This window comes from Paraburkholderia kururiensis (assembly GCF_034424375.1).
GTDB classification, from domain to species: domain Bacteria; phylum Pseudomonadota; class Gammaproteobacteria; order Burkholderiales; family Burkholderiaceae; genus Paraburkholderia; species Paraburkholderia kururiensis_A.
Genome location: NZ_CP139965.1, coordinates 2,794,288 through 2,818,259, shown reverse-complemented (window position 1 = coordinate 2,818,259; position 23,972 = coordinate 2,794,288). Strand labels below are relative to the sequence as shown.

At 66.1% G+C, this 23,972-nt stretch carries 19 protein-coding genes; 16 read left to right on the top strand and 3 right to left on the bottom strand.

The genetic code is table 11. The features are described 5' to 3' along the window. The first annotated feature begins 61 nt into the window (after positions 1 to 61). The 13 genes from U0042_RS12575 (at position 62) to U0042_RS12515 (ending at position 14,359) form a co-directional block, all read left to right on the top strand. Complete coding sequence (locus U0042_RS12575) at positions 62 to 637, top strand: hypothetical protein (protein ID WP_198665306.1); 576 nt, start codon at positions 62 to 64, stop codon at positions 635 to 637. 105 nt (positions 638 to 742) lie between these two features. Beyond that, positions 743 to 1,696 (top strand): patatin-like phospholipase family protein, encoded by a 954-nt coding sequence (locus U0042_RS12570; RefSeq protein WP_114811056.1) that lies wholly within the window; start codon positions 743 to 745, stop codon positions 1,694 to 1,696. Positions 1,697 to 2,087: 391 nt separating this feature from the next. Further along, entirely contained in the window at positions 2,088 to 2,777 is a 690-nt protein-coding gene (locus U0042_RS12565) for an ABC transporter permease (protein WP_114811055.1), read from the top strand. 14 nt (positions 2,778 to 2,791) lie between these two features. After that, a complete protein-coding gene (locus tag U0042_RS12560; protein WP_114811054.1) occupies positions 2,792 to 3,505 on the top strand; it encodes an ABC transporter permease in 714 nt (237 codons plus the stop codon). 84 nt (positions 3,506 to 3,589) lie between these two features. Further along, positions 3,590 to 4,381 (top strand): ABC transporter ATP-binding protein, encoded by a 792-nt coding sequence (locus tag U0042_RS12555; protein WP_114811053.1) that lies wholly within the window; start codon positions 3,590 to 3,592, stop codon positions 4,379 to 4,381. Between the two features lie 104 nt (positions 4,382 to 4,485). Then, a complete protein-coding gene (locus tag U0042_RS12550; RefSeq protein WP_114811052.1) occupies positions 4,486 to 5,568 on the top strand; it encodes a GlxA family transcriptional regulator in 1,083 nt (360 codons plus the stop codon). A gap of 133 nt (positions 5,569 to 5,701) precedes the next feature. Beyond that, positions 5,702 to 6,946, top strand: coding sequence for an aspartate aminotransferase family protein (locus U0042_RS12545; protein ID WP_114811051.1), 1,245 nt, complete (start codon positions 5,702 to 5,704; stop codon positions 6,944 to 6,946). Between the two features lie 51 nt (positions 6,947 to 6,997). Further along, positions 6,998 to 8,185 carry an arginine/ornithine succinyltransferase subunit alpha gene (gene aruF, locus U0042_RS12540; RefSeq protein WP_114811050.1) on the top strand — a complete coding sequence of 396 codons (1,188 nt, stop codon included), beginning with the start codon at positions 6,998 to 7,000 and terminating at the stop codon, positions 8,183 to 8,185. After that, positions 8,182 to 9,222 (top strand): arginine N-succinyltransferase, encoded by a 1,041-nt coding sequence (gene astA, locus U0042_RS12535; RefSeq protein WP_114811049.1) that lies wholly within the window; start codon positions 8,182 to 8,184, stop codon positions 9,220 to 9,222. Before aruF ends, astA begins: the two co-directional genes overlap by 4 nt. Positions 9,223 to 9,224: 2 nt before the next feature. Beyond that, positions 9,225 to 10,688, top strand: coding sequence for a succinylglutamate-semialdehyde dehydrogenase (astD, locus tag U0042_RS12530; RefSeq protein ID WP_114811048.1), 1,464 nt, complete (start codon positions 9,225 to 9,227; stop codon positions 10,686 to 10,688). An 11-nt stretch (positions 10,689 to 10,699) separates the two neighbouring features. Further along, positions 10,700 to 12,040, top strand: coding sequence for an N-succinylarginine dihydrolase (astB, locus tag U0042_RS12525; protein ID WP_114811047.1), 1,341 nt, complete (start codon positions 10,700 to 10,702; stop codon positions 12,038 to 12,040). Continuing rightward, a complete protein-coding gene (gene astE / locus U0042_RS12520) occupies positions 12,024 to 13,118 on the top strand; it encodes a succinylglutamate desuccinylase (RefSeq protein ID WP_419150513.1) in 1,095 nt (364 codons plus the stop codon). Before astB ends, astE begins: the two co-directional genes overlap by 17 nt. A 434-nt stretch (positions 13,119 to 13,552) precedes the next feature. Next, complete coding sequence (locus U0042_RS12515) at positions 13,553 to 14,359, top strand: ABC transporter substrate-binding protein (protein WP_114811046.1); 807 nt, start codon at positions 13,553 to 13,555, stop codon at positions 14,357 to 14,359. Between the two features lie 191 nt (positions 14,360 to 14,550). Here the strand turns inward: U0042_RS12515 and U0042_RS12510 are convergent, their stop codons facing one another. Further along, a complete protein-coding gene (locus tag U0042_RS12510; RefSeq protein ID WP_114811045.1) occupies positions 14,551 to 15,840 on the bottom strand; it encodes a hypothetical protein in 1,290 nt (429 codons plus the stop codon). Between the two features lie 628 nt (positions 15,841 to 16,468). On the opposite strand from U0042_RS12510, the gene U0042_RS12505 reads away from it, so the two are divergent. Beyond that, the gene (locus tag U0042_RS12505) at positions 16,469 to 17,836 is read left to right on the top strand and encodes an EAL and HDOD domain-containing protein (protein WP_419150512.1); all 1,368 of its coding nucleotides are present in this window, start codon (positions 16,469 to 16,471) and stop codon (positions 17,834 to 17,836) included. A gap of 106 nt (positions 17,837 to 17,942) precedes the next feature. On the opposite strand, the gene U0042_RS12500 is transcribed toward U0042_RS12505, so the two are convergent. Then, entirely contained in the window at positions 17,943 to 19,400 is a 1,458-nt protein-coding gene (locus U0042_RS12500) for an HDOD domain-containing protein (RefSeq protein WP_114811179.1), read from the bottom strand. A 99-nt stretch (positions 19,401 to 19,499) separates the two neighbouring features. Beyond that, positions 19,500 to 21,233 (bottom strand): EAL domain-containing protein, encoded by a 1,734-nt coding sequence (locus U0042_RS12495; protein ID WP_198665305.1) that lies wholly within the window; start codon positions 21,231 to 21,233, stop codon positions 19,500 to 19,502. Positions 21,234 to 21,821: 588 nt separating this feature from the next. Here U0042_RS12495 and U0042_RS12490 point away from each other — a divergent pair. After that, positions 21,822 to 23,282: an EAL and HDOD domain-containing protein gene (locus U0042_RS12490; protein WP_114811043.1), complete on the top strand. Its 1,461-nt coding sequence runs from the start codon at positions 21,822 to 21,824 to the stop codon at positions 23,280 to 23,282. A gap of 69 nt (positions 23,283 to 23,351) precedes the next feature. Then, a complete protein-coding gene (locus U0042_RS12485) occupies positions 23,352 to 23,945 on the top strand; it encodes a peroxiredoxin (protein ID WP_419150511.1) in 594 nt (197 codons plus the stop codon). Positions 23,946 to 23,972 lie beyond the last annotated feature (27 nt).

The following is a 23,972-nucleotide window of genomic DNA, read 5'->3' as shown; positions in this document are numbered from 1 at the left end:
CGCGCGGTTATGCTGTCGGACATTGCGTTTGGCGCACGCCCGTTCGTGCATGCATTCGACCATGTTCAATCCTCACCCTCGCGGGTGGCTTGCGCGCATGATGCTCACGGCGGCGCTTGCCGCCGGCGTCACGCTAGGCGGCTGCGATAGCCGCGAAGGCGACTGGCTCGTGCAGAAACTCAAAGAAATCTTCAACGCCATCAAGCCCGACTTCCTGCTGCTGCGCGGCCTCACGCCGGGCGTCTCCACCGAAGAGCAGGTGCGCGACCAGATGGGCCGGCCCGAAACCGAACGCGTGTTTACCGACGGCTCGAAGCGCCTCGAATATCCGCGCGGCCCGCAAGGGCTCAACACCTACATGGTCGATATCGATCGCGACGGCAAGCTCGCCGCTATCACGCAGGTGCTCACGGCCGAAAACTTCGCGAAGATTCGCCTGGGGATGACCGAAGACGAAGTGCGTCGCCTGCTCGGCAAGCCCGGCGAGATCGCGGTGTATCCGCTCAAGCCCGAAACGGTGTGGAGCTGGAAGTGGCGCGAAGGCGGGGTCAACGAAGAAGCGTTCTTCAACGTGCACTTCGGGCCCGACGGCCGCGTTTCGACCACGTCGCGCTCCGACATCATCCGCGGACATTAGCGATACTGGCGGCATGCGGACGGCCAGCAGGACGACCTGCATGGCGACGTGCTGGCGATAGACCCGCCGCGAAAGACGCCCGACCGAAAAGGACAAGACAGACTCATGCAACGCAGATTCCGACCTCCACGCATCGCGCTCGTGCTGGGCGGGGGCGCCGCGCGCGGCTGGGCGCACATCGGCGTGATCCGCGCGCTGCACGAGGCGGGCATCAAGCCCGACGTCGTGTGCGGCACGTCGATCGGCGCACTGGTGGGCGCCGTGTACGCGAACGGCGACCTCGACTGGCTCGAGGAATGGGTGGGCCGGCTCACGTGGCAGGCCGTGGTGCGCCTGCTCGACCCGCGCTTCACGGGCGGCGGCCTCTTGGGCGGCCGCAAGCTCATCAATCTCTTTGCCGACCGCTTCGACGGTTGCCTGATCGGCGAGTTGAAGATGCCGTTCACGGCCGTGGCCACCGAACTCGATACGGGGCGCGAGGTCTGGCTGCAGGAGGGCAGCGTGGTGGACGCCGTGCGCGCCTCCATTGCGATTCCGGGCATCTTCACGCCCATCTGGCATGACGGCGCGTGGCTGGTGGACGGCGGGCTTTCGAATCCCGTGCCCGTTTCGGCGGCGCGCGCGCTGCGTGCGGACTGTGTGATCGGCGTGGATCTGAACCACGACATCCTCAATGGCCGCGATCTGGGCGGTGCCGTGGACGACACGCCCGTGCCCGACCCCGACGCGCCGCCGCCCGTCGCGCTTCGCCGCAACGGCAAGCCGTTTCCGCGCTGGCTCCAGCCGGGGCCGCCGACCACCGACGTGCGCGTGCGGCCCCCGCCGGGCGCGCGCGTGCCGTCGCTGCTCAACTCGATTGCGCAGAGCATCGACATCATGCAGGTGCGCATCACGCGCAGCCGTCTTGCGGGCGAGCCCGCGGACATCATGATCCAGCCGCGCCTGGGCGGCATGGGCATCTTCGATTTTCATCGCGCGGCGCCGGCCATCGAGGAAGGCAAAGCTGCGGTGGCCTACATGATGCCGGCCATCCGCGCGCGGCTGGGGCTGGACGGGTGAGGGGCTGAAGCCTGGAAAGCAGGCAGGCCAGGCAACCAGAAAACAGGAGGCGGCGCGGGCTCTCCAGCGGGCCCGCACTCCTTGCCCGGTCTATCGAAAAAGCGACCCCAAACTTGCGAATTTGCGGCGCGCCCGCAAGCGTACGCGCCCCTTGACGGCGGCATGAAGCCCGCCGTGGCGCGGCCTGGCAGGCCGCTCTCGCATCAGGCGAACTTATTGCGTTGCAGCATCGCAACCGCGTCCGATTGAGCAATTCATTTTCGCTTGGGAGTATCCGCGCCATGCCGGACGGCGGCCCATTGCGGCGAGGGCTACGCGGCCTGCGTGGCCCGGCCTGCGCGGCCCGACCTGCGCGGCTTGCCCCGAACAAAACACCTACGGAGACAACCCAGTGTTCCTGTACGGCTTCGGCCCGATTCTTCTTGCCGGCACGATCCAGACGATCGAGCTTTCGGTGCTCTCGCTCGCGGCGGCCGTGTTGCTCGGTCTCGTGGGCGCCGCCGCGAAGCTGTCGTCGAACCGGCCGCTGGCCGCGGCGGGCACGGCCTACACAACGCTGATCCGCTCGGTGCCCGACCTCGTGCTGATGCTGCTGCTCTTCTACAGCATCCAGATCGCGGTGAACAACGTGACGGACCTGCTCGGCTGGGATCAGATCGACATCGATCCGTTCGTGGCCGGCGTGCTCACGCTCGGTTTCATCTACGGCGCGTACTTCACCGAGACCTTTCGCGGCGCCTTTCTCGCCGTACCGCGCGGCCAGCTCGAAGCGGGCTACGCCTACGGCATGAGCGGCGCACGCGTGTTCGCGCGCATCCTCTTTCCGCAGATGATGCGTTTCGCGCTGCCCGGCATCGGCAACAACTGGCAGGTACTCGTGAAGGCGACCGCGCTCGTCTCCATCATCGGACTTGCCGACGTCGTGAAGGCCGCGCAGGACGCGGGCAAGAGCACCTTCAACATGTTCTTCTTCATCCTCGTGGCGGCGCTCATCTACCTTGCCATCACGACGGTGTCGAACGTCGTGCTGTTGTGGCTCGAGCGGCGCTATTCGACCGGCGTGCGGCACGCGGAACTGTAAGGGCTCAGGCGACCATGATCGAAATCCTCACGCAATTCGGACGCGCGTTTCTCTACTGGGACGGGCAGCGCCTCTCGGGCCTCGCCGTGACGCTGTGGCTGCTGGTGGCGTCGGTCGGCATCGGCTTCGTGATGGCCGTGCCGCTCGCCGTGGCGCGCGTGTCGAAGAAGCGCTGGCTCTCCACGCCGGTGCGCCTCTACACCTACGTGTTTCGCGGCACGCCGCTCTACGTGCAACTGCTGCTGATCTACTCGGGGCTCTACAGCCTCGAGTTCGTGCGCTCGCACGCCGTGCTCGACGCGTTCTTTCGCAGCGGCTTTCACTGCGCGATTCTCGCGTTCGCGCTGAACACCTGTGCCTATACGACCGAGATCTTCGCGGGCGCCATTCGCGCCACCTCGCACGGCGAGGTGGAAGCGGCGCGCGCCTACGGCATGAGCTGGCTCACGATGTATCGGCGGATTGTGTTACCGTCCGCGCTGCGCCGCGCCCTGCCGCTGTACAGTAACGAGGTGATCCTGATGCTGCACGCCACCACCGTCGCGTTCACGGCCACCGTGCCGGACGTGCTCAAGGTGGCGCGCGACGCGAACTCGGCCACTTACGCGTCGTTCGAGGCATTCGGCCTCGCGGCGTTGATCTACTGCACCGTATCGTTCGCGCTCGTGGCCGCGTTTCGCCGCGCCGAACGTCGCTGGCTCGGCTATCTCGCCGTGCCGCGGCACTGAGATTCAAGACACCGAAGCATCGAACACCGGGTCGACCCGGCCGGCCTCGACGGCCACCGGCCTGCATTCTGACGGGAGAGCATCTTGCCCCAAACCACGCAAACCGAAACCTGCAAGCTGAGCGCGCAGGACATCCACAAGCGCTACGGCGACAACGAAGTGCTCAAGGGCGTCACCCTCAACGCGAAGAAGGGCGACGTGATCAGCATCATCGGCGCGAGCGGGTCGGGCAAGAGCACGTTCCTGCGCTGCATCAATTTTCTGGAGCGGCCCAACGCCGGGCAGATCGTCGTGGACGGCGAGACCGTGCGCACGAAGGCCGACCGTCACGGCAACCTCGAAGTGGCGGACCACAAGCAGTTGCAGCGCATCCGCACGAAGCTCGCCATGGTGTTCCAGCACTTCAACCTGTGGGCGCACATGAACGTGCTGGAAAACGTGATGGAAGCGCCCATCCACGTGCTCGGCGTGCCGCGCCGCGAAGCCGAGGACCGCGCCCGCGAGTACCTCGAAAAAGTGGGCCTCGCGCCGCGCGTGGAAAAGCAGTATCCGTCGCATCTGTCGGGCGGCCAGCAGCAGCGCGTGGCGATTGCGCGCGCGCTGGCCATGCATCCCGACGTGATGCTGTTCGACGAACCCACGTCCGCGCTCGACCCCGAACTCGTGGGCGAAGTGCTCAAGGTCATGCAGAAGCTTGCCGAGGAAGGCCGCACGATGATCGTCGTCACGCACGAGATGGGCTTCGCGCGCAACGTCTCGAATCACGTGATGTTTCTGCATCAAGGTCGCACCGAAGAAGAGGGCACGCCCGCCGACGTGCTGGGTGCGCCGAAGAGCGAGCGTTTGCGCCAGTTTCTTTCCGGCAGCCTCAAGTAAGGCGCGCGGCGGTGGCCGTTGCCACCGTTGCCGTTGCCTTTTAAGCAACATTCCCCATCGCCGTTTTTCACTCCACTCCACACCGCACTCGCGCTGATTTCACGATGGCCCGCACGTCCAGCCCGGCTCGCACCACGCAGGTGGCCATCGTGGCCTTGCCGCCCGTGTCGATGTCGGGTGTGGGGCCGATCGTCGATACGCTCAATCTGGCCAACGAGATCGACGGCCGCGCGCTGTACCGCTGGCAGGTGTGCTCGTGGGACGGCCGGCCCGTGCCGCTTGCGGGCGGCGCGCACTGGGCTGCGGACGCCGCGTTCGGCGACGCGCTCGCGTGCGACTGGCTCATCGTCGTGAGCGAGCGGTTTCAGCAGTTCGCCGACTACCGGCTCTTTCTCGCGAGCCTCGCGCGCGTGGGGCAGCGCACGCCGCTCGTGTCGGGCATTCATCACGGCGTCTGGTGGCTCGCCATGGCGGGCCAGTTGTCGGGCTATCGCGTGAGCGTGAACTGGGAGGCCTACCAGCAGTTCGCCGAGCAGTTCGAGCGCTCCATCGTGACCCAGCAGATCTTCGAGATCGACCGCGATCGCGCCACCTGCGCGGGCGGCCAGGCCACGCTCGACTTCATGCTGGCGATGATCGGCCGCGAGCACGGCCCGGAACTGGCCGAACGCATTGCGGACGCGATGGGCACGGGCGCGATTCGCAGCGGCGAGGAGCGTCAGCGCATTCCGTTCGTGACGGCGCCCGGCGAGCGGCATCCGCGCCTGAACGACGCGCTGCTGCTCATGGAAGCGAACATCGAAGACCCGCTCACCACGGACGAGATCGCGAACCTGGTCGGCGTATCGCGCCGGCAGCTGGAACGGCTGTTCCGGCAGTACCTCGGGTCCATGCCGTCGAAGTATTACCTGGGCTTGCGGCTTGCCAAGGCGCGCACGCAGTTGCAGCGCACGAGCAAGTCGGTGGTGCAGATCAGTCTGGCGTGCGGGTTTTCGTCGGCGGCACATTTTTCGAATGCGTACCGCGAGCGCTTCGGCGTGACGCCGCGCGAAGACCGCCGCAACTGGATCGAAAAGCAGCACGGCGGGGCGGCGGGGGCAGGCGGCCGGCCAACCCGGTTGACGGCCGACGAGCCGCGCGCCACGGCGCTGATCGAACGGCCCGACGAAGACGGCTTCGAGCGCTGAGGGTGCATCGCGCATCGCAGCATGCAGGAACGGCAAGCCCGATAGAACGCGTCGCCTTCACGCAAGACGCTGGCGCCGCGGTTTCCTACACTACTTTCATCAGCGCCTCGCGCGACTTCCCACAGGATTGGCCATGAACGACCTGACAGTGACCCGACAGACCTTCGACGAAGTGATGGTGCCCGTGTTCTCTCCCGCGGCTTTCGTGCCGGATCGCGGCCAGGGCTCGCGCGTGTGGGACACCGAAGGTCGCGACTACATCGACTTCGCAGGCGGCATCGCGGTCACGGCGTTGGGCCACGCGCATCCGGCGCTGCTCGACGTGCTGCGCGAGCAGGGCGGCAAGCTCTGGCACATCGGCAACGGCTACACCAACGAACCCGTGTTGCGCCTCGCGAAGCGTCTGGAAGCGCTGACCTTCGCCGACCGCGCGTTCTTCGCGAACTCCGGCGCGGAAGCGAACGAGGCGGCGCTCAAGCTTGCGCGCCGCGTCGCGTTCGACCGCTTCGGCGCCGACAAGTACGAGATCGTTTCCTTCACGCAGTCGTTTCATGGCCGCACGTTCTTCACCGTGAGCGTGGGCGGCCAGCCCAAGTATTCGGAAGGCTTCGGCCCCGTGCCCGAGGGCATCCGCCATCTGCCGTACAACGACATCGAAGCGGCGAAAGCGGCGATCGGCGCGAAGACGTGCGCCGTGATCGTGGAGCCCGTGCAGGGCGAGGGCGGCGTGATTCCCGCGGACCCGGCGTTCCTGCGCACGCTGCGCGAGCTGTGCGACGCGCACGGCGCCGTGCTGATTTTTGACGAGGTACAAACGGGCGTGGGCCGCACGGGCCACTTCTACGCGTATCAGGGCACGGACGTGACGCCCGACATCCTCACGACGGCGAAGGCGCTCGGCAACGGCTTTCCGATCGGCGCGATGCTGACGACGAACGAACTCGCCGCGCACTTCAAGGTGGGCGTGCACGGCACGACGTACGGCGGCAATCCGCTCGGCGCCGCCATCGCGGAAAAGGTCGTGGAACTCGTGAGCGACCCCGCCGTGCTGGCCGGCGTGAACGCGCGCGGCGAAGCCATTCGCGCGAAGCTCGCGGCGCTCAACGAACGCTTTGGCATCTTCCGCGAAGTGCGTGGCAAGGGCCTCCTGATCGGTGCGGAATTGACCGACGCGTGGCGCGGCCGCGCGAAAGACTTCCTCACCGCCGCGGCGAAGCGCGGCGTGATGATGCTGATTGCCGGCCCCGACGTGCTGCGCTTCGCACCGTCGCTCATCATGCCGATGGACGACCTGAACGAGGGCTTCGCGCGCATCGAACAGGCCATTGAAGACGTGGTCGGCGCCGAGGCGAGCGTTGCGGCCGACGCGGCGCGCTGAATCGCGCAACGAACACGCGCTTAGCGTATTCATCCCCCTACTGGAACGACGATGCTATTCGTACGCCCCGCGCGCCTGGCCGATCTCGATGCGATCGCCCACATGGCACGCACCGCGCAGCCGGTGCTGCATTCGCTGCCGCACGACCGGCAGGCGCTGGAGGCGCGCATCGCGCTCTCCGAAGACTCGTTTCGCGCCGACGTCGATTTCCCCGGCGAAGAGTTCTACCTGTTCGTGCTCGAAGACAGCGAGACGGGAAGGCTGCTCGGCACGGCGAGCATCGTGGCGGCGGCGGGGTACGCCGAGCCGTTCTACGCGTTTCGCAACGACGCGCTCATTCACGCGTCGCGCGAACTGCACGTGAACCGCAAGATTCACGCGCTCACCATGTCGCACGAACTGACGGGCCGGAGCCGGCTGGCGGGCTTCTATATCGACCCGTCGCTGCGGGCCACGGCGGCGGCGCATCTGATGTCGCGCGCCCGCATGATGTACATCGCGGCGAACCGCAAGCGCTTCACGCCCGAGGTCTTCTCGCTGCTGCTCGGCGTGACCGACGAGTCGGGCGTGTCGCCGTTCTGGGAAGCCGTGGGCCGCAAGTTCTTCGGCCGCGACTTCCGCGAGATCGAAGTGGCCTCGGGCGGACGCAGCCGCACCTTCATCGCGGAAGTGATGCCGAGCTATCCGCTCTATGTGCCGCTGTTGCCCGAAGCGGCGCAGCGCGTGCTGGGCGAGCCCGACGAGAAGGCGCTGCTCGCGTGGGAGATCCATCTGGAAGAGGGCTTCGAGACGGACCGCTTCGTCGACATCTTCGACGCGGGCCCGGTGCTCACGGCGCAGGTGGATCGCACGGCGTCGGTGCGCAGCAACGAAACGCGCGTGGTGCGGGAAGAGGGCGGCGAAGCGGCGAGCAATGCGGCAGGCGGCGAAGCGGCGAGCACGGCCGCGTACCTCGTCGCCAGCAACCGTGCAGGCGACTTCCGCTGCGTGCTGGCCGAACTGCCTGTGCAAGCTCACGACCACACGAGCCAACGTCACGATGACGCCTGCACGAGCCGCCACCGCAGCGAGGCCGGCGCACCGCTGAGTGCCGCCGCGCGCGCGGCACTCGGCGTGCAGGCCGGCGACACCGTGCGCTGCGTGCGCCTGCATCGCAACGAAGAAGCGCAAGAAGCACGAGACACACAAGACAACGGCCCCTACCCAACCGGGGACGAACCGATGGGAGACGCACCATGATCGTCGTTCGCGTCGTGCAGACGGGCGATGTGGATGCGCTCGTCGCGCTCGCCCAGGAAACGGGGCCGGGCCTCACCACCTTCAAGCCGGACCGCGAGGCGCTCGCGGCGCGCATCGATCGCGCTCGCCGCACCATGGAAGAGCGCGCCGAGCCCTACGAGAAGGGCTATTTCTTCGTGATGGAAGACACGGCCACGGGCGACGTGGCGGGCGTCTGCGGCATCGAAACCGCCGTGGGCCTGCAGCAGCCGTTCTACAACTATCGCGTGAGCACGGTGGTGCATGCGAGCCAGGACCTCGGCATCTGGACGCGTATGCGCGCGCTCAACATCTCGCACGACCTCACGGGCTACGCCGAAGTCTGCTCGCTGTTCCTCTCGCCGCGCTATCGCACGAGCGGCGTGGGCGGGCTGCTCTCGCGCTCGCGCTTCATGTTCATCGCGCAGTTTCGCGAGCGCTTTCCGCAACGCATCTGCGCCGAACTGCGCGGCCATTTCGATGCGGACGGTATCTCGCCGTTCTGGCGCGCGGTGGGCTCGCACTTCTACCAGATCGACTTCAACGCCGCGGACTATCTGAGTTCGCACGGCCGCAAGTCGTTTCTGGCGGAGCTGATGCCGCGCTATCCCGTCTACGTCGAACTGCTGCCGGAAGACGCGCAGCAGGCCGTGGGCCTCACGCATAGCGATACGCTGCCCGCGCGCCGCATGCTGGAAGCCGAAGGGCTGCGCTACGAAAACCACGTCGATATCTTCGATGCCGGCCCGGTGCTGGAATGCCATATCGCGGACCTGCGCACGGTGCGCGAAAGCGTGGTCGTGCCGGTGGAGATCGGCGCGGCACATGAGCCTTCGAACGCGGCGACAAAAGCGCGCTCGCTGGTATCGAACACGTCGCTTGCCGACTTTCGCGTGGGCATAGCGCCGGGTGTCGTGGAGCACGGCGTGTTCCGCCTCTCGCCCGACGAAGCCGCCGCGCTGCGCGTCGCCGCGGGCGACCCCGTGCGCGTGCTGCCGCTCAAACAGAAACAGGAATGACCATGAACGAGCTTTTCATCGACGGCGAATGGGCCCCCGCCAGCGGACCCGCCTTCGCCTCGCGCAACCCCGGCACGGGCCGCACCGTGTGGGAAGGCCGCAGCGCATCGGCCGAAGACGTGGACTATGCCGTGGGCAGCGCACGTCGCGCGTTCGCCGCGTGGTCGCACACGACGCTCGACGAACGCTGCGCGATCGTGCGCCGCTTCGCCGCGCTCATCAACGAACGCAAGGAAGCGCTTGCCGAGGCGATCGGCCGCGAGACCGGCAAGCCGCTGTGGGAAGCGCGCACGGAAGTGGCGTCGATGGCGGCCAAGGTCGAGATCTCGATTCAGGCCTATAACGAGCGCACCGGCGAAAAGCGCACGGCCATGGCCGACGGTGTCGCGGTGCTGCGGCATCGTCCGCATGGCGTCGTGGCCGTGTTCGGTCCGTACAACTTTCCGGGCCATTTGCCGAACGGGCACATCGTGCCGGCGCTGATCGCGGGCAACACGGTGGTGTTCAAGCCGTCCGAACTCGCGCCCGACGTGGCGCGGGCCACGGTCGAAGTGTGGCAGGCGGCGGGCCTGCCCGCGGGCGTGCTCAACCTCGTGCAAGGCGAGAAGGACACGGGCGTGGCGCTCGCCCATCACCGGCAGATCGACGGCCTGTTCTTCACGGGCAGTTCGAACACGGGCACGCTGCTGCATCGCCAGTTCGGCGGACGGCCCGAGATCGTGCTCGCACTGGAGATGGGCGGCAACAATCCGCTCGTGGTGGCGCCCGTGGCCGATCTCGACGCGGCCGTGCATCACACGATCCAGTCCGCGTTTCTGTCGGCGGGGCAGCGCTGTACCTGCGCGCGCCGCATTCTCGTGCCGCGCGATGCGTTCGGCGACCGCTTCATCGAGCGCTTGCGCGACGTGACCTCGCGTATCGCGGTGGACGAATACGACGCCGACCCGCAGCCGTTCATGGGTGCCGTGATTTCGGCGCGCGCCGCGGCGCAGCTCGTGCAGGCGCAGTCGCACCTGCTCGCGCACGGCGCCACGGCGCTGCTGAAGATGGAACAGCGCGACCCGTCGCTCGGCTTCGTGAGCCCCGCGATGCTCGACGTGACGAACGTGAGCGACCTGCCCGACGAAGAGCACTTCGGCCCGCTCGCGCAGATCGTGCGCTACGCGACGTTCGACGAAGCGATGGAGCGCGCCAACGATACCGCCTACGGTCTCTCGGCCGGCCTGCTCGCCGACGACGAAGCGCTCTGGGCGCGCTTTCGCAGCCAGATCCGCGCGGGCATCGTCAACTGGAACCGGCCCACCAACGGGGCATCGAGCGCCGCGCCGTTCGGCGGCACGGGCCGCTCCGGCAACCACCAGCCCAGTGCGTATTACGCGGCGGACTACTGCGCCTACCCCATGGCGTCAGTGGAAAGCGCCGAGCTGCACATGCCCGCGAGCGTCTCGCCGGGCCTTCATTTCTGAGGATCGACGCGATGCAAGCCTTTGAAGCGAATTTCGACGGACTCGTCGGCCCTACGCACAACTACGCCGGGCTCTCGTTCGGCAACGTGGCGTCGAAGAACAACGAGAAGTCCGTGGCCAATCCGAAGGCCGCCGCGAAGCAGGGTCTGCGCAAGATGAAGCAGCTCGCGGATCTCGGCTTTCAGCAGGGCGTCTTGCCGCCGCAGGAGCGGCCCTCCGTGCGTCTGCTGCGCGAGCTGGGCTTCTCGGGCAACGAGGCCGCGATGATGGCGCGCGCCGCAAAAGACGCGCCCGAACTGCTCGCGGCCGCAAGCTCGGCCTCGGCAATGTGGACCGCCAACGCGGCGACGGTGAGCCCGTCCGCCGACACGCACGACGGCCGCGTGCACTTCACGCCCGCGAACCTGTGCAGCAAGCTGCATCGCGCGATCGAACACGAGGCCACGCGCCGCACGCTGCGCACCATTTTTGCGGACCCGGCGCATTTCGAAGTGCACGACGCGCTGCCGGGCACGCCCGCACTGGGCGACGAGGGCGCGGCGAACCACACGCGTTTTTGCGCGGAATACGGCGCGCGCGGCGTCGAATTCTTCGTGTACGGACGCAGCGAATACCGTCGCGAGCGCGAGCCGAAGCGTTACCCGGCGCGTCAGAGCTTCGAGGCGAGCCGCGCGGTTGCGCATCGCCACGGGCTCGATGAGGACGCCACCGTTTTCGCTCAACAGAACCCGGACGTGATCGACGCGGGCGTATTCCACAACGACGTGATCGCCGTGGGCAATCGCCATACGCTGTTCTGCCATCAGCGCGCGTTCGTCGAACAGCAGCAGGTGTACGACACGCTGCGCGCAAAGCTCGCGAAACTCGCTGCGCCGTTCGAGGTGATCGAGGTGCCCGAGGCCGCGGTGAGCGTGGAAGACGCCGTGTCGTCGTATCTGTTCAACAGCCAGTTGCTCACGCGTGCGGACGGCCGCCAGGTGCTCGTCGTGCCGCAGGAGTGCCGCGAGAATGCGCGCGTGGCCGCGTACCTGGACGGCCTCGCCGCAGGCAACGGTCCCATCGACGACGTGCTCGTTTTCGATCTGCGCGAGAGCATGAAGAACGGCGGCGGCCCCGCGTGCCTGCGGCTGCGCGTGGTGCTCAACGAAGCGGAGCGCGCAGCCGTGGCACCGGGCGTGTGGATCGACGACGCGCTGTTCGGACGGCTCGATGCGTGGATCGAACGGCACTATCGCGACCGGCTTGCGCCCACGGATCTGGCCGACCCGCATCTGCTCGTGGAATCGCGCACGGCGCTCGACGAACTCACGCAGATTCTGGGCCTCGGTTCGCTGTATGACTTCCAGCGTTGAGTCGGACGGGAGAGGTCACTTGAGCACGCACGTGGGCACGTCGGCCGAGATGCTTCGGGACTTCCTGGGCTTTACGCTGGCGGGACGACGTCTCGCAGCGCATGAAACGCAGGGCTTCACCGCGCATGGCGTGCGCTGGCGCTGGCATGACGAAGGCGTGCTGCAACTCGAACCCGCCGACGCCGTTGCCACCGGCATGCGAAGCATCGTCGCCTCGGCGGGCGTGCATGGCGACGAGACTGCGCCCATCGAACTGCTGGCGCGCTTCGTCGGCGACATCGCGCGCGGACGTGCCGCGCTGGCGTGTCGCCTGCTCGTCGTGCTCGGCAACATCGCGGCCATGCGCGCCTCGTGCCGCTATCTCGACGACGATCTCAACCGGCTCTTCAGCGGACGGCACGCGCAGCTCGCAGGCAGCCGCGAAGCGCCGCGCGCCGCCGCGCTCGAACGTGCCGCGAGCCGCTTCTTCGAAGATGCGCCTGCCCCGTCCGCCACGCCGGGCGCGCGCTGGCACATCGACATGCACACGGCGATACGCGCCTCGGTATTCGAGCAGTTCGCGCTGCTGCCGTACACGGGCACGCCGCCCACGCGCACGATGTTCGAATGGCTCGCCGATGCGCGCATTGCAGCCGTGCTCATTCACACGGCGAAGGGCACCACGTATTCGCACTACACGGCCGAGCATTGCGGGGCGATAGCGTGCACGCTGGAACTCGGCAAGGTGCAGCCCTTCGGCGCGAACGACCTCACGCGCTTCGCGGGCGCGGACTTCGCGTTGCGACGGCTGGTGAGCGGAGCGAGCGGCGATGGCTCGGCGGCGTTGCCGCGCGTCTTCACCGTGATCGACCAGATCACGAAGCAAAGCGACGCATTCGAACTGTTCCTCGCGCCCGACGTGCCCAACTTCACGCCGTTCGAAAAAGGCACGCTGCTCGCGCGCGACGGCGACTATCACTATGCGGTGCGCCACGACGAGGAGCGCATCGTGTTTCCGAATCCCACCGTGAAACCGGGACTGCGCGCGGGGTTGCTCGTGGTCGATACGACGCGCGAGACGCTGGCGTCGTTGCGCTGAGCCGACGGGCTTCGTCGGCTTCGTCTTCTTCGGTTCTACTTCTGCTGCTCGATTTCCACGGCTGGACTTTGACGGACCGCGTTCGCGCTCACGCGAATCGTGCGGCGCAAAGCGCATGACGCCTTGCCTGAGCGCGACGCGAAATTGCATCTTCGTCGGACAGCGCTCACATGTTTCGAAGCGCGGCATGTGACGGATAGAGGCGAACTTCACGCCGTCGCCTTTGCTGGCGTGAGCGCTGATGCGTGCCGCGCATCTGTAGAATCACGCGCTCGCCGCTGTTGCGGCGCATCACAACGGCGTGCCGTATTTGAGCGGACATTTTGTCGTTGCGATGCTGCGCCACCGGAATTGGCCGATATCAACTCGCGCCGATTCCGGCCGCACGAACCGTTTGTGTTTTCGTATCCATTGATCCCGCAAAGGGCTGCTTCATGAAATCGAACTCGAAATTGAACTGGAAGAGTATGGCCGCCTGCGCGCTGTTCGGCGCAGCGGCCGTGGCAACGAGCGGCGCGATGGCCGCCGACATCAAGGAAATCCGCTTCGGCCTGGAGGCGTCGTACGCGCCGTTCGAATCGAAGACGCCGGCGGGCGCTCTGCAAGGCTTCGACGTCGACGTCGGCAACGCCGTGTGCGCGAAGCTGAAGGCGAAGTGCGTGTGGGTCGAGAATTCGTTCGACGGCCTGATCCCGGCACTCGAGGCACGCAAGTTCAACGCGATCAATTCGGACATGACGATCACCGACCAGCGGCGCCAGGCGATCGACTTCACGGACCCCATCTACACCATCCCCAACCAGATGATCGCGAAGAAGGGCAGCGGCCTGCAGCCCACGGCCGCGTCGCTGAAGGGCAAGCACGTGGGCGTGCTGCAAGGCACGATCCAGGAGACCTACGCGAAGGCGCGCTGGGCGCCCGCGGGCGTGGACGTGGTGCCTTACCAGACGCAGGACCAGATCTACGCCGACCTCGCGGCGGGCCGGCTGGATGCATCGTTCCAGGACGCGGAGGCGGCATCGAAGGGCTTCCTCAAGCGTCCGCAAGGCGCCGGCTTCGAGTTCGCGGGGCCGCCCGTGAGCGACGAAAAACTGCTGGGCGCCGGCGTGGGCTTCGGCGTGCGCAAGGGTGACAAGGCGCTCAAGGACGCGCTGAACGGAGCGCTCAAGGAACTGAAGGCGGATGGGACGATCGACCGGCTGGCGGGGAAGTATTTTGATGTGAAGGTGGTGGTGAAGTAGGGGGGCTTGCGGGTTGTTTGGCAGGGAGGACGGCCGCGGGAGGCGGCCGGCTTCTTTTTGGGGGAGATGCTTAACGACTCGAAGCGGTCTTTCGACTTACGGTCTGCCTAACGACTGCTTGCAAAGGCCAACGGCCGCTCACTTTGGTAAATCGAAAGCTGAACTAGCGATTAAGCGCGGGTTATTGCAGCTCAAAGCTGGTCAACAATGTCCTCGATCCCCGCGTCGCGGAGTAGCTGCTTAACGCGTTCACGCTCTATGGACTTATTATCGGCAAACTCTTGCAGCAAGACTGGATATTGATTGCTGTGTCTCACCTGATTGTTTTTGACCGCAACTTGTATCATCTGGCTCAAATGTTTTTCGGGCTGCGCGGAGTCCATAAGCGGATACCTCAGCTTCTTCGCGAATTCATTTGCTTCTGCAAAATTATTAACTGTTCGATAAAGAACAATTAAGCGATCGATCACTGGTGCCGGCGTATCGAACCACATTTGGTTTAACAGTTCCTCGGCCGTCGCATGCCGCACCCTTGACAATGCTGAAGCGTATAGCGGTAAGGTCTCTTCCTTGAGGAGGTCATCTATATCGTCAAGAAAATCAGTGGGTAGATTTTCCACGAACGTCATCAGACGAAGGCGATCTGCCACGCCGACGTACGCCCAAAGCTCGGCACCGCGCTTTGCTCCAAGAAAGCTCACTGCCTTAGCGAGTCGTGCATCGTCCTGAAGCGTAGGTATCACGTTGCTCAATAGCTCGCGTACTAGACGCTTCCACGGCTCAGGATGTAATTCCGCGACCGCGAAAAGTGCGTTTGTCGCCCGTAATCGCCGTTCAAAATCGGAGTCAACCTCCTTCAGTAGGCGTTTTAGCAAAATGCTCAGATAGTTTCGAATCAGCGACTCTCTCGGTTTTGCCAGTGGTCCAGCACGCAGAAACACGACCATGTCTTTGCGCTTGGCTGGAAAAAAATTCGAATCCAGTTCCGTCTGGAGACGGGCCAGTGCCTGCTTTCCCTGGGCCGCAGGTTGGGAAAGCACGTAGCGGGTGGCGTTGACAATATGTAATCGGGCGAGTTCGGGAGAGGCTTCGAAGACTTCCATATCGGACACATGTGACGGGTGCGCACATCTGTTGCGGTCATCGACGAGGCGCTCTAGGTCGATATATTCGATGGGGGAAATGAATTCAAACCTGTCACGGGCCACCGTCAATAGGTCCTTCTCAAAAGTCAGCGCCGCCCTTACATCCCCATCCTGTCGAGCACGGTCGAATTTCGATATCGCTTCTTGGGCCATCGCATCGCCCGACGCAGCCAGCTCGCGAATCTTGTCTACTAGGTCGAAGGCGACGGCTATCCAGCACGAAACCACTGCTGATCGATAGGCCCCCGCTTTATAGCATTGCACCGCCTCGCGGATATATTTCCTCGAACGCGGATCCGGGCACTCCGATACCAATTCGTCTAGATCTATGAGCATTTAATCTCTCGGTCGGCGTTGTCTATGCCGTTCTCACGCCGGCATGACATGTCGCGAGAACTTCAGAAGGCGGCCTGCTGTAGACGTGTCACCAAATAATACTGCCATTGCCGACGATGCTAGATGTGCCATCCGGGTACGGACGACCGGTAGCTAGTCAATAGCCGACACCCGAATGTCGAACTCCTGCCCAAGGCGAGCGACGCATCATGGCCGCACGAGGATATTCCACCACGCCACCTCCCCGAAACCATCGCCTCCCTTTCCATACCCTCTGCAAAGACCCATCCCCACCCTCAACCTTCCCCCAACCATGCCGTAATCCCGAACGTAACGTCGTGATGTTTTCGCGCAAACGTAAGCCAATCGAAGGCACGCAAAGCGCGCAAAACCACGCCGCAAAACAGGCTGAAATTACCGGCCCTCCGCTGCCACCACCCACCTCGCCAGGATAGAATTTGACCTTGTTTTCGCGGCTCGCAAACGATTCACACGTCGCCCGTACGCACGCGGCGCCACACTGCATCGAAGCAAACACGTAAGCGCCGCAAGACACTAAAAAGCCGCACACACCACCACAAAACTCACGCAAGAAGTCGAGGCGCCGCGCGCCTTTCGGGGGACCGCAATGACGATGAGAGCAGCCGCAGGAGCAGCGGCCGAGACGGGTGAAGAATCGAGCAGGCAGCACGGCGGCTACGAGGTGACGTTCGCGCGTCAGCCCATACTCGATCGCGACGGCATGCTCTGCGCGTTCGAGTTCAAAAACCGCATCGTCGCGCCCGAGCATGACGACAGCGACAGCGATGACGACGACGACACTCCCGAGCTGCGTCTCGCCCGCCGCGAACGGCGTGCGGCGGCGGCCTTCATCGAGGCGCTCACGCATCGCGACGTGCGCGGTGCGCTTGCCGGCCACGCGGGTTATGTCGACGCAACGCGCGCTGTGCTCCTCGACGAACTCGTGCAGCGTATTCCGCCCGAGCGCTTCACGTTCGAACTCGCGCCCGACATCGAAGTGGACAGCGAACTCATCGCGCGTCTCGTCACGTTGCACGCGCGCCGCTATCGCTTCGTGCTGGATGGGGTGACGCAGGCTGACGAAACGCTTGCGAAGCTCTTGCCCTACGCCGAGGCGGTCAAGATCGACCTGCGCCACATTTCGCGCGCGCTGTTGCCGAAATTCGCGAGCGTGCTGAAGTCCGCGGGCAAGCTGCTCATTGCGCTCGGCGTGGATTCGCAGGCCGACTTCGAACTGGCGCGCGACCTTGGCTTCGACCGCTTCCAGGGCTACTTTTTCGCGCTGCCGCATGCATCGAGCACGCGTCGGCCTAGCGCGCCGCGCCACGCGCTGCTCAACCTGTTGAAACTGCTGTCCGCGGACCCGACGGTGGCGCAGCTCGAAGCCGAGTTGAAGCTGAACCCGGTGCTCGTCATGCATCTGATGCGCCTTGCCAATTCGAGCGCATTCGGCCTGGGTCACAAGGTCACGACGCTGCGCGAGGCCATCAACGCCACGGGAACGAATCGTATTGCACGCTGGACCCAGCTGCTGCTCTACGCCGACGGTCGCAAGGTCTCGCTCGAAGACGATCCGCTGCTGCAACTCGCGGCCACGCGCGCGCGCTTCATGGAGCTGGCGGTCGGCCAGTTGCCCGAAGCAGGCCGCGACGTGGCGGATGCCGCGTTTCTCGTGGGCGTGTTCTCGTTCGTCGATGCGGTGTTCGGCGGCACGCTGGAAAGTACGCTCGACGCGCTCACGATGTCACGCACGATCCGCGAGGCCATTCTGCATCGCGCAGGCCCGCTGGGTCGTCTGCTGACGGTGGTGGAACAACTGGAGCGCGCGGCGTGGGACGAGGTCGATGTCGTCTGCGCGGAGCTTGCGCCTTTCACGACAAGCACCGCTGCCGCGCTGGCGCTTGCTGCCGGTGAATGGGCGGGTATGGCGGACCACCATGCCGAAGCGGAAGGGCTGGAGCGGATCGAAGACTGATCGCTCCGTGGAGAAGGAATGAGCAACTGAGCGGAACGCGCGCCGCGGCAATCGCGGCGCGTATGGCGCCTCAAGTAGCACCTCAGGCGCCGCACCTCGCGCCGCGCTATTGCACCTCGATTTCCTGCGCCGGCACCGACACGAAGAAGCGCCCCAGTTCGCGCGCCAGTTCGTTGAGCGCGCTCATTGCCTGCGGCGTGATCTTGCGCGGCTCGTGTGCGTCGTTCCAGTCGCCGTAGAGCAGAGCGACCGGCGCGCCGCCTTCGGCCGCCACGGGCAGCAGCACGAACGCGCGGGCGTCGTCGAAGGTATGGCGGAACCAGGCGGGCAGGCGCGTCACGATCTTCGGGTCGCGCGCGTTCTCGATGTAGATGCCCACGGCGTTCGCAATCGCGAGATGGAATACGTCCGGCTGGAATGCGGCGTCGAAGGCGAGCTTCGGCAGTGCCTGCTCCACGCCTGGGCCGAAGCCGAATTTCGCCTCGAAGGCGTTCGAGCCGCGCCGCACGAACACGACGGTGCGTGCGAAGCCAAGTCCTGCGAGCACGGTTTCGGAGGCGAGCGCAAGCGCGAGCTGCAACGAGTTGTCGGGCGGCAGTGCCCGCAGGTCCGCGACGCCGGCGGCAATGCGCGCTTCGGGGTCCAGCGCTTCGCGTGCAATCGCGTCGGCGTTGGCCCGCAGTTCCATGATTTCGCGCATCACGCCTTCGCCCGCTTCCTCGCGCGCGAGAGCCACGCTCATTTCCACGAGCACTTCGGGGTCGGTGGCGAGGGCGCGGCTGTAGCGGTGCGCGAGTTCGGTGATGTGCGCCTCGCGTTCGCGCGGATCGATGTCGGGCGCAATCAACACGCTCGCCACGTCGGTTGAATAGTTGGTGGTGGCGCGCAGCCACTGGATAGAGCGCTGTTCGTCGGTGGCGTGCGGGTCGTAATGGCTCATGCCCGCGCGGATCGTTTCAGGCAGGCGCCAGCGCGAGGCCGCTTCGAGCCCGAGTTCGTCGAACGTGACGCCCAGCACGGCGACGCTCGCTTCACTCTCGTCGGCGCCGTCCATACAGCGCCGGCGAATCTGGTCCCACTCCGCTTCCAGATAAAACACGACGAGCAGCTTGCCCACCTGGCGCATCAGCGTGCAGACCACGGCTTCTTCGCCCACGCGCAGGTCGCCGTGCTCCGTGAGCTTGCGCGCGACGCAGCCCGACAGCATGGTGCGGTTCAGTTCGAGCTTGGCGTCGATGCGGCGCGGTGCGGAATGATGGAAGTGATCGACCAGCTTGAGGCCCACCACGAGGTGGCCCACGGCGTCCATGCCGAGCACCATCAGCGCGCGCGTGACGGTGGTGATGTTGCCGCCGAACGCCATGTACATGGCCGAGTTGGCGAGACGCAGCACTTTCTGCGTGAGCGCGAAATCGGAGAGCACGACCTGCACGAGCGCGGCGAAGTCGAGGTCGTCGTTGCCCATCGCCGCCACCGTCGTGCGCAGCGACTGCGACAGCATCGGGAAATCGCCGCGCTCGTTCATGCGCGCCCATAGCCTGTCGAGTACCGCTGCCTTTACCATCTGCCCCATGTCAATTCCGCGAAAGCCTTGCCTGTCCTGGTCCGGCCGCCTGCGCCCCAAGGCACCGCCGCCGGCCGTCGATATGATCTGCTGCACGCATCAGGCCGCCGCATGGAGATGGAGTTCGCGCGCTTCGAAGCGCTGAGCGAGCTCGTCGGAGGGCAGCGCCTTGCACACGAGCCATCCCTGTATGTGGTCACAGCCCATCTCGGTCAGCAACGTGCGCTGGGCTTCGGTCTCCACGCCTTCGGCCACGAGCTCGAGGTCCAGTGTGCGCGCAAGACCCACCACCGCGTTGACGATGGCCTGATCGTTGCGCGAGGTTAGCAGATTTTCGACAAAGCTCCGGTCGATCTTGAGTTTCGCGAGGGGAAACCGTTGCAGGTACGCGAGGCTCGAGTAGCCGGTGCCGAAGTCGTCCACGGCAAAACGGATGCCGATGGCCGTTAATTCCTCCAGCAGCACTTTTGCGTGCGCCGGGTCGTGCATGAGCAGGCTTTCCGTAATCTCGAACACGAGCCGGCACGGGTCGAGGCCCGTGAGGCGAATGGCTTCGCGCACGCTGTCGGTGAAGCGCGGATTGCGGAACTGCTGCGCGGAGACGTTCACGGCTACGTATTGCAGCGCGATGCCCTGGGCGTCCCATTGGATCAACTGCATGCAGGCCGCGCGCAACACCCAGTTGCCGAGGTAGTTGATGAGCCCCACCGACTCGGCGAGCGGAATGAACATCGAAGGCGGCACGAGTCCATGCACGGGATGCTGCCAGCGGATCAGCGCTTCCACGCCCACCACGCCGCGCGTCTGGCTGCTCGTGATGGGCTGGAAGTGCAGCGAGAACTCGCCGTTGCGCACGCCGTCGTAGAGGTCCGATTCGAGCTTGAGGCGCTGGGCGTCGCTCGGGTCGTTGTCGGGCACGTGAAAGGCGAGCGTGTTGCCGCCCGCGGCCTTGGCCTGCTGCAGCGCCTGGTCGGCCCAGCGTTGCAGCCGCGTGTCGCCCGCGGCGGTGCCGGCGCTGTCCGGCGTGTCGGCGGCGTGGCGCGCGTCCGGGTAGAGCGCGATGCCGATGCTCGCCGACAGATGCACCGGCTGGTCGCGGTACGCGTACGGCTGCAGGATCGAAGTCAGCATGCGCCGCGCGAGCGACTCCGCATGCAGCGAGGCGGCGGTCACGTCGGGGCGCGCGGCGTTCGAGGGAATCAGGATCGCGAACTCGTCGCTGCCCACGCGCGCCACGGTTTCGTGCTCGCCTGCGAGATGCGTGAGCCGGCGCGCGGTATCGCAGAGCATGGCGTCGCCCGCGTCGTAGCCGAGGGCCCGATTGATGCGCTGGTAGTCGTCCACGTCGAGCAGCAGCAGGGCGGCGGGCAGGCCGGTCTCGTCGGCGGTGCGCTGCGCGGCGGCGAGCGCGGGCGCAAGCGCGGTCACGTTGGGCAGGCCGGTGAGCTTGTCGTGGTTGAGCGCGTGGGTCAGCTCGACTTGCGTTGCCTGCCAGATGGACACGTCGAAGCCGGCAATGGCGTAGCCGTCCACGCCGCCGTGCGGATTCCTCACGACGCGCAGCTCGACGGCCACGGGGTAGGTGAGCGACTTGACGAGATTGAGCGTGTCTTTTTCCACCGCCCCCGTCTGGGCGGCGCGCGCGAGCAGCGCATCGACGCGGGCGATGTCGGAGGGCGCCACGAGGTCGTGCAGCGTGGCCGTCTCCAGATACTCGCGGTGATAGCCGACGAAGCGCAGGCTCGCGTCGGAGATATAGAGAAAGCGCAGTTCGCGGTCCACCTGCGCGAGGAAGTCCACGGCGCCGGCAGCCTGCTCGAACGGATTGGGCATGGGCGGGAGCGCGGCGATTTCGGCTCGACCTGCCGGGCCGCTGTGTGCGCTGCGGTCATCGTCCTGGCCGTTTCGGCCCGCGGGGCTGCGGCCCGCCGGCTCACCGGCGCCGCGCGGCGCGTCGGTGCGGCCGGCTGGGTGACTCGGGGACCGCCGCACGAGCGCGCGCAGGCGCTCGACGACCGTGCTCAGTATGTTCTGGCGTGGCGCGGTGTTCCTGTTCGCTTCCATGTATGGTCGGCAACCCTGTTTCCGCGCGGCCCGCTCCGCGGGGCGCGCGATGTGCTTCGAGGCGGAGCCGGGGCGTACTCGGGGTACGTGTTGACACCGCCCATCAGAGCAGGTTATCGACCGGCCAGCATAAATCTTTAGAGTCGATTTAAACATTTTCGGGGCCGCGACTATGCGTCCTCCGCACGATGCGGGGCCGCAGGGATTCAGTTAAAGTGGCGCGGTCATTGCCGGTCACATACGCCCTCGCGCGCATGCGCACCGGCTCACGAGGGTCCCGGCGTATGAGACGCGTGACGGGGCGGTCCGTGAAGGCCGCCGCAAGGGCGGTATGCATACGATGTGGAGAGCCTGAGCATGTCTGATTCACCGTCGCCGGACACCGCGAGCGTGCCGTCTGCGCCATGCGCATGCGCCCCGACGGGCGATGCGCCGTTGCAGCCGGTCGAGACCGCCCGCTCGGCTGATGCAGCGCCCGGCGAGGCCGGCGCCGATAGCGGTGCAACGCCGTGCCGCGTCGAGGGCAGCACCGCCAGCGCGTGCCGCAGCGACGCCCAGGCGGCCGCCGGGGCCGCCGCCACGGCCGAGCCCGTCTCGACGCAGTTCGTCTATGTGGGCCGTCAGCCCATTCTCGATCGCAGCGGCGCGCTGCATGCCTACGAACTGCTGTTCCGCTCGGGCCTTCACAACTACGCGGAAGTGACCGACGAGGCACGCGCCACGGCGCAGGTCGTGGTGCGCACCATCGGCAGCATCGGCGTGTCGGCCGTGCTCGGCTCGCATCGCGGCTACGTGAACATCGGGCGTGAACTGCTGTTCGACGACATCGTGCATTTGATGTCGGCCGACCGCTTCGTGCTCGAGATTCTCGAAACCGTGACCTTCGATGCACGCCTGATCCGGCGTGTCGACGAGCTGCGCCGCAACGGCTTTCTGATCGCGCTCGACGACGTCTGCGCGCTCACGCCGAGCGTGCTCGCGGCGCTGCCTCACGCGGACATCATCAAGGTCGATTTTCTGCAGACGGGCCGCGACGCGTTGCCTGCGCTCGCCGCGGCGCTGCGCCGCGAGGGCAAGACGCTGCTTGCCGAGAAGGTCGAGACCGAAGAGGACTTCGAGCTGGCGCGCGACCTCGGCTTCGACCTGTTCCAGGGGTACTTCTTCGCGCGACCGCAGGTGCTGAGCGCACGCCGCGTGAGGTCGTCGCGCGAGGCGCTGCTGCGCCTGCTCGCGCTCGTGGCGCGCGACGCGGGCATCGCGGAACTCGAAGTCGAACTCAAGCGCCATCCCACGGTGGTTGTGCAACTGCTGCGGCTCGTCAATTCGAGTGCGTTCGGCCTGGGGCGGCCCATCTCGTCTCTGCGCGAGGCCGTGATCGCCGTGGGCACGCGTCAGATCGCGCGCTGGGCGCAACTGCTGCTCTACGCGAACGGGCGCGACATGCCGTGGCGCTCCGACCCGCTCGTGCAACTCGCGGGCACGCGCTCGCGCTTCATGGAACTGGCGGCGCGCTGGCTCAAGCCATCGAACGAGGACTTCGCCGACCAGGCCTTCATGACGGGCATCTTTTCGCTCGCTCACGTGGTGATCGGCGCGACGCCCGAGCGGGCGCTTCACAAGCTCGGCCTGGCGCGCCCCATTCGCGATGCCATCGTCGATTACGCGGGCGAGCTGGGCGCTTTGCTCGCGCTGGCCGAGGCCGCCGAACGCGGCGAGTGCTCGCACGCGACGGTGGCCGGAACGGAGCTCGGGCCCGAAGTGCTGGCCGAATTGAGCCTTTCCGCAGCCGCGTGGTTCGGCGCGCACGCGGGCGACTGAAGCGGCGGCGAACGCGTGCCGGCGCATTGTGGTTCAATGGCCGTTCGCCCACCCGCAAGGAATTTCGAGATGAAACGCAGCGACATGAAGCGCAGCATCATGATGCGCAGCGCGACTTGCGCGGCGCTTGCAGCCGTGCTCGGAGCAGGCCTGTCGATCTACGCGGCGAGCGCATCCGCCACGCTCAAGCCCGGCGACGCCGCGCCGAACTTCACGACCGAAGCGTCGCTTGGCGGCAAGACCTATACGTACTCGCTCGCCGATGCGCTCAAGAAGGGCCCGGTGGTGGTGTACTTCTATCCGGCCGCGTTCACGAAGGGCTGCACGATCGAGGCCCATGAATTCGCCGAGGCCGTGGACGAATACAAGAAGTACGGCGCCACCGTTATCGGCGTATCGCACGACAACATCGATACGCTCACGAAGTTTTCGGTGAGCGAGTGCCGCAGCAAATTCCCGGTGGCCGCCGACGCCGATTCGAAAATCATCAAGGCCTACGACGCGTCCATGCCCATGCATTCGGCCATGGCCAATCGCGTCTCGTACGTCATCGCGCCGGACGGCAAGGTGCTCTACGAATACACGAGCCTCTCGCCCGACCAGCACGTGGCCAACACGTTGCGTGCGGTCAAGGAGTGGGCCGCCGCGCACGGTCAGCAATAAGGCCTGCGGTGCGGGCGTGTCCGGACC

Excerpts from the sequence above, each read along its gene's own strand:
- U0042_RS12575 (WP_198665306.1), top strand. The coding sequence starts at position 62 with ATGTTCAATCCTCACCCTCGCGGGTGGCTTGCGCGCATGATGCTCACG.
- U0042_RS12570 (WP_114811056.1), top strand. The coding sequence starts at position 743 with ATGCAACGCAGATTCCGACCTCCACGCATCGCGCTCGTGCTGGGCGGG.
- U0042_RS12560 (WP_114811054.1), top strand. The coding sequence starts at position 2,792 with ATGATCGAAATCCTCACGCAATTCGGACGCGCGTTTCTCTACTGGGAC.
- U0042_RS12550 (WP_114811052.1), top strand. The coding sequence starts at position 4,486 with ATGGCCCGCACGTCCAGCCCGGCTCGCACCACGCAGGTGGCCATCGTG.
- U0042_RS12545 (WP_114811051.1), top strand. The coding sequence starts at position 5,702 with ATGAACGACCTGACAGTGACCCGACAGACCTTCGACGAAGTGATGGTG.
- aruF (WP_114811050.1), top strand. The coding sequence starts at position 6,998 with ATGCTATTCGTACGCCCCGCGCGCCTGGCCGATCTCGATGCGATCGCC.
- astA (WP_114811049.1), top strand. The coding sequence starts at position 8,182 with ATGATCGTCGTTCGCGTCGTGCAGACGGGCGATGTGGATGCGCTCGTC.
- astD (WP_114811048.1), top strand. The coding sequence starts at position 9,225 with ATGAACGAGCTTTTCATCGACGGCGAATGGGCCCCCGCCAGCGGACCC.
- astB (WP_114811047.1), top strand. The coding sequence starts at position 10,700 with ATGCAAGCCTTTGAAGCGAATTTCGACGGACTCGTCGGCCCTACGCAC.
- astE (WP_419150513.1), top strand. The coding sequence starts at position 12,024 with ATGACTTCCAGCGTTGAGTCGGACGGGAGAGGTCACTTGAGCACGCAC.
- U0042_RS12515 (WP_114811046.1), top strand. The coding sequence starts at position 13,553 with ATGAAATCGAACTCGAAATTGAACTGGAAGAGTATGGCCGCCTGCGCG.
- U0042_RS12510 (WP_114811045.1), bottom strand. The coding sequence starts at position 15,840 with ATGCTCATAGATCTAGACGAATTGGTATCGGAGTGCCCGGATCCGCGT.
- U0042_RS12505 (WP_419150512.1), top strand. The coding sequence starts at position 16,469 with ATGACGATGAGAGCAGCCGCAGGAGCAGCGGCCGAGACGGGTGAAGAA.
- U0042_RS12500 (WP_114811179.1), bottom strand. The coding sequence starts at position 19,400 with ATGGTAAAGGCAGCGGTACTCGACAGGCTATGGGCGCGCATGAACGAG.
- U0042_RS12495 (WP_198665305.1), bottom strand. The coding sequence starts at position 21,233 with ATGCCCAATCCGTTCGAGCAGGCTGCCGGCGCCGTGGACTTCCTCGCG.
- U0042_RS12490 (WP_114811043.1), top strand. The coding sequence starts at position 21,822 with ATGTCTGATTCACCGTCGCCGGACACCGCGAGCGTGCCGTCTGCGCCA.
- U0042_RS12485 (WP_419150511.1), top strand. The coding sequence starts at position 23,352 with ATGAAACGCAGCGACATGAAGCGCAGCATCATGATGCGCAGCGCGACT.